Origin of the sequence: Bradyrhizobium sp. JYMT SZCCT0428, from assembly GCF_018131075.1 — a bacterium.
Lineage (GTDB): Bacteria > Pseudomonadota > Alphaproteobacteria > Rhizobiales > Xanthobacteraceae > Bradyrhizobium.
On record NZ_JAFCLS010000129.1, the window covers coordinates 1 to 5,040 of the forward strand.

A 5,040-nucleotide genomic window follows, 5' to 3' on the forward strand; every position below is an offset into this window, starting at 1 on the left:
GCTTGCAGGCCAGCAAATTGGGCGCCTGTCAGCCTGCGATCCTTCAACCTCCGCGCCCTCTACTGATCGAGGTCCTAAACGACCAGCATATAGATGCAGCCGGTCACCAGGGCGGTGAGCCACAACAAAGATATGCCGAATGGAAAAAAGTGTAGCGACTCATCGCCAGACTTTAGCGCGGCGGGTCGATTGGATCATGTGCAGTTTGTGCCATTCGCGGTTTATGAGCGTGCTTCGTGGATCAGGGCCGAGGCGGCTATGGATACGCGGCGACGTTGCACGTCGTACAATAGAAGTCGGGGCCTCTGTTGGTAAAAACTAACTTGAAGCCATCCGGAATGACTTCAGCAATCGGCAAATGCCCCTCTTCTTGAGACAGCGTTGCCATGCCAGTCTTGCTGCACTTTGGGCAGCGAAGCTTTTCGTACCAGTCATTGGTCATCGAACTGTGGCATTAAACATTCGCCCTGCAAGGCCATGCTCGTCGGTTGTGAATATATACAAGCGGGTTCTTCGCGTCTGTTCGCCGCCCGATGATTTGGCACTGGTTTCGCCGAGGTAGCGGGCGGTTCGGTGGCAATCGTCGACGATGTCTGCCGGTTTTCAGTACAAAAGACATGCGAAAATTTATGGCCGCCGCTTGCCTCGTTATCGCGGGGATAATTTCGACCCACCGCCGCCTCCTAACGGCGCTCGATCGACCCAGAGTCAGGTCGATGAGCCAGCTTGGAAGCGTCTATCGCTATGCAACTTTGCGACCCGCCGCCGTTGTCTCTTTATGAAGTTTTTTGGAAGCGCAGTTACTGCCCTGATCGTTCTTTGGTTGATCGATAAAGAACTGAACCATGGGCACTATACCCAGTCCGCGCTGGCCGTGTTGCGCGGATTGGCACGATCCATCGGGATTCGTTGAGGCCGCCCCGGTTGGCGGCCTCTTTCCGGCGGCGGTATGAGAACAACCTTTGCCACCAGGGCGGGTTCATCCGATCGTGCAGTATTTTCTCGTACTGCGCTTTGGTAACTTCAGTCCTGCCGCCAACCACAGCGGCCAATTCAATGTCGCCGATCTGATCGTTTCCGGCTTGCTTGTCACTCAGTTTGCGATCGGTCATGGCTCTCTCCTGTTGAAGCGGACGCGGACATGCGCGTCCTTGCCGCTCGCGCCGCAAGTATCGCAGGCATGCAACGCGGCTCTGGTCGATCGGGAAGCCGTCACCCTGCCCCTGGATCACGCCTTCGGCTTCGTGAGCGGGTGCAGCAACGTGAAGCGTCTTTTCATTCGATTACCTCCCCGGCGCGCAGCAGGAGTGATGTCGACACCTCGATGCCGAGGGCTTTGGCTGTCTTAAGGTTGACAATCGTCTCGAATCTGGCCACCCGTTCGATGGGCAAGTCGTTCGGCTTCGCACCTTTCAGAATCTTGTCCACAAAGGTCGCGGCGCGCCGGAACATGTCGGTAAAGTTGATCCCATAAGACAACAGGCCCCCGGCCACGGCGTAATCCGACCAGCCAATCGAAGGCAGACGCTGCCGCAACGCGATTTGCGCCAAGGCTTTAGCGTTGCCGATCAATGTCGCATCGTCGATGACCACGAGCGCGCCAATGCGCTTTGATGCCATCTCGGCAAATGCCGCTTCGATCTCGTCGGCTCCGCGCAAGCCGAACTGGTGAAGCTTCAGTTTGAGCAGCTCCGCGGTGCGCCTCACTGCTGGTACAATCGGCGCGTTTGCAGGATTTACCGGGTTGAGCAGGACACCAACGTCGGTCAGGTCGGGCACGGTCTCCTTAAGCAGTTCGAGCCGCTTGGCAGAGAGTTCTGGAGTGAAATAGGTCAATCCGGTCACGTTCCCGCCCGGCCTAGCGAGGCTTGCCACCACACCTGACGCCTCCGGATCAGCAATCACCGCCACGACGATAGGAGTCGTGTTGGTGACTTGTTTTGCAGCCAAGGCTCCCGGCGTTCCATGGGTAACGATCACGTCGACGTTTAGCCGGACCAATTCCGCGAAAAGGGCGGGCAGACGTTCGTACCGTCCTTCGGCCCACCGATACTCAATGACAATATTCCGGCCCTCCTGATAACCGAGGTCACGGAGGCCAGCGCGGAACGCCTCGGCGCGTTCGGGCAGACTTCCGGCCGATGGCAACCCCACAAAGCCGATGCGGTAAGCTTTGGTTGCTTCTTGCGCGCGCGCTACAAACGACCATGCGGCTGCTGAACCGATAACCAGCGTGATCAACTCGCGGCGTCTCATGGGGCTACCCCCAAGGCCAAGGGTCACGGCTGCTAAGTATAGCAGGTTGGGAGTGTTAGTGGCGGCGTGCATCGCAACAAAAACGCGCAGCGTCGAGCTATTCGATCACCTCGTCGGCGCGCTGCTGGAGATGCAAAGGCATTTCGAGGCCGAGCGTCTTGGCGGTCTTCAGATTTATCCTCAGTTCGTACTTTGTCGGCGCCTGCACCGGCAGATCGCCCGGCTTCTCGCCCTTGAGGACGCGATCGGTATAGGTCGCCGCGCGCCGAAAATTATCGGGCGGGTCATTTCCGTAGGACAGCAGGCCGCCAACTTCCGTGAACTGATGGAAAGGATAGACCGCGGGAATACGGTAGCGCCTGGCCAGCGTTGTAATCTCCACGCGATGGTTGGACAGGAAAATATCCGCCATCGCGACCAGACCGCCGTTTGGGTCGCGCGCCAGTGCGCTAAAGACGGCTTCGAACTCGGACGGGCTGTGAACAGGTGCAGCGATCGCCTCTACTGCGAGGGACCGGGCGCTGGCCTCGAATGAGCCAAGGTAATCGGCATAGGGGGCTGTTGCCGGATTGAACAGGAAGGCGGCCCTATTGACGCTCGGCGCGATCTCCTTGAGCAGGTTCAGCCACTTGCCAGCCATCGTCGGCTCGAAAAGAACAAAACCGGTGACGTTGCCGCCCGGTCGCGCAAAGTTCGTGACAAAGCGGCTGCCGACCGGATCGGCAACGTTTGCGAAAATGACGGGGATGGTGCGCGTTTGTTGCAGCATCGCAGCAGTGGTGGGTGTGTTTTGCGTAAGAATGAGGTCGGGCTGCAGCGCGACGAGTTCCTTCGCGAATCGTTGCATCGCCTCCACGTCAGCCGCTGCCCAGCGAGTGTCGATCCGGATGTTGCGGCCCTCCGTCCACCCGAGCTTCTGGAGTCCCTCCCCGAACGCCGCCACCCAGGCCTGTCCTTCCCGGTCACTCTCGGCATATGCCATCAGCACGCCGATCCGCCGCATCCGCTGGGGCTGCTGCGCGCGCGCGGCGAGCGGCAAGGCGAGCGTGCCGCCCAGAAGGGTGATGAACTCGCGCCTTTGCATACGCCCCCGTAAGGACCACGCCTTGTGGAATTGCCAAATCCTAGCACGTGTGACCACCGGGCAATGTATCACAAAGCGCCCACACTCGAGCGCCCATTCTCACTAGATGCGACGTCCGTTGTGGGTCATTCGAGTCGTTTTGACGGACCACGGCGACTTCCGATCTCCGATGAGCGGACATCAGGTTAGGCAGGCATGTCTCAAAAAGGCCAGTAACAGAAGCCGCCATCCTCATTCGATCACTTCATCGGCGCGGGTAAGAAAAGTCTCCGAGATATTCAAGCCGAGCGCCTTGGCTGATTTGAGATTGATGATGAGGTCAAACTTTACTGGTTGCTGAATGGGCATGTCAGCTGGCGTTGCTCCACGCAAAATCTTGTCGGTAAACTCAGCAGCCCGCGCAAAAAGGTCGATGAAGTTCGCTCCGTACGAAATCAGACCGCCCGCGTCCACGAATTCTCTAAAACCAAAGATAGTTGGAATCCGTGCGGCGGTAGCCACTTTGATGATCTTGGCCTTATTGGCATTTGTAAGGGGTTCACTATACACGTACAGCGCGTCAGTTTCGCCCGTCAGTGTCGCCATTGCTGCGTCAATATCGTCGGCCGTTTGGATTTCGAGTATGTTGGCTTCTACATTCAGCCGGGCGGCTGCCGCTCGAATGCCAATCACCTCTTGCGTAACACCCGAGTAATTGGTGTTAACCAGTGCAGCGAAACGGCGGACATTCGGGATGATGTCTCTCATCAATTCAAGACGTTTGCTGCTGAGTTCACCGGGCTGGATGGAAAGTCCTGTAACATTCCCGCCAGGCCGGGCCAAGCTCGCGACGATTCCGTTGGCGACCGCATCACCGTAGGCGGCGAATACAATTGGAATGCTTGACGTTGCCTGCTTTGCGGCCACAACGCCGTATGCCGACGTAACGATCACATCAACCTTTAGCCGCACGAATTCGGCAGCGAATTCGGTGATTTGCCGAACATCTCCTGCTCCCCAGCGATACTCGATCTTGACATTGCGCCCATCCGTCCAGCCAACCTTGGCCAGTCGTTCCACGAATGCCGCCACCCACGCCCCATGAGAAGCTTGCGTTCCAGCGACAAGGAAACCGACAACCGGAGGCTTCGCTGTTTGTTGTCCATAAGCCCCTGAGATGGAGCCGATGGCCACGCCGCTCGTCAGCAATATGAATTCCCGTCGCCTCATTCTATCCCGGCGTTCTGACCACTGCATTGGATCGAGCCATACAAATAGGCTTTCGGCCGCATCTTGTTAATCTGGAATTATCCTCCCACGTCGGAAATGGGTCAAAAGCTGCCCTAGCAGGCTCGAAACGGGACTTCCGATCTCCCCCGAAAGTAGACATCCGGAAGGCGTGCTGGGATGTCAGTTGAGTGCCCACAAGCAGACTCATGCGCTGCAGCAAACAGCTTGGCTATTCGATCACTTCGTCGGCGCTGGCGAGCAACGCGAGCGGAACAGTAAGGCCGAGGGCTTTGGCCGTTTTTATATTGATCACCAGTTCGAATTTGGTCGGTTGCTCAACCGGCAGATCAGAAGGCTTGGTGCCTCTGAGAACCTTATCGACGTAGCCGCCTGCACGACGATACAAATCGGCTATACTGGGGCCGTATGAAATCAATCCGCCATTGATGACGAATTGTCGGTAGAGATAGCTTGCGGGCAAACGATGCTTC

At 57.6% G+C, this 5,040-nt stretch carries 5 protein-coding genes; all 5 read right to left on the reverse strand.

The genetic code is table 11. The features are described 5' to 3' along the window. Window positions 1-800: 800 nt before the first annotated feature. Entirely contained in the window at window positions 801-1,112 is a 312-nt protein-coding gene (locus JQ575_RS43700) for a hypothetical protein (RefSeq protein WP_212039314.1), read from the reverse strand. Between the two features lie 163 nt (window positions 1,113-1,275). Beyond that, window positions 1,276-2,256, reverse strand: a complete 981-nt coding sequence (locus tag JQ575_RS43705; RefSeq protein ID WP_212039315.1) for an ABC transporter substrate-binding protein — start codon at window positions 2,254-2,256, stop codon at window positions 1,276-1,278. A gap of 97 nt (window positions 2,257-2,353) precedes the next feature. Next, on the reverse strand, window positions 2,354-3,295 hold the full coding sequence (locus JQ575_RS43710; protein WP_212039316.1) for an ABC transporter substrate-binding protein: 942 nt from the start codon (window positions 3,293-3,295) through the stop codon (window positions 2,354-2,356). A gap of 276 nt (window positions 3,296-3,571) precedes the next feature. Further along, window positions 3,572-4,528: an ABC transporter substrate-binding protein gene (locus tag JQ575_RS43715; RefSeq protein WP_212039317.1), complete on the reverse strand. Its 957-nt coding sequence runs from the start codon at window positions 4,526-4,528 to the stop codon at window positions 3,572-3,574. Window positions 4,529-4,778: 250 nt separating this feature from the next. After that, window positions 4,779-5,040 (reverse strand): ABC transporter substrate binding protein (locus JQ575_RS43720; protein WP_283842709.1); only part of this gene is annotated, 262 nt, incomplete at its 5' end.